Genomic DNA, 412 nt, shown 5'->3' on the forward strand with positions numbered 1-412 from the left:
GTTGGGCACGACGGTCATGGCGGGCTGGTCCTCGCCACCGGCGGGAGCCGATCGCCGGGTGTCGGCGTCCGTGGATGCCGGCTGCCAGTGTGTTAGACACAGGGGCATACCTGAAGGGGCACTCGTGCAACAGCTCAGCCTTGGACTCGTCTCCAGCTCACGCAAGGAGAACGAACGTCGGCTCCCGATCCACCCGCGGCACCTCCACCGCCTCGACCCTGCACTTCGGGACCGGGTGTTCCTCGAGCACGGCTACGGCGACGACTTCGGGTTGTCGGACGCGCAGCTGCGCCCGCATGTGGCCGGGCTCCTGAGCCGCAGGCAGCTCGTGCAGGACTGCGACGTCGTCATGCTGCCCAAGCCGTTGGCGGCGGATGTCGCGGAGCTGAGCGACGGTCAGGTGCTGTGGGGC

The 412-nt window shown here is 68.9% G+C and carries 1 protein-coding gene; it reads left to right on the forward strand.

The window, feature by feature from the left end:
• Positions 1-124: 124 nt before the first annotated feature.
• A partial coding sequence (locus I6F37_RS42195; RefSeq protein WP_225154702.1) for a hypothetical protein occupies positions 125-412 on the forward strand: 288 nt, incomplete at its 3' end.

It is taken from the genome of Bradyrhizobium sp. NBAIM08, from assembly GCF_020193935.1.
Lineage (GTDB): Bacteria > Pseudomonadota > Alphaproteobacteria > Rhizobiales > Xanthobacteraceae > Bradyrhizobium > Bradyrhizobium yuanmingense.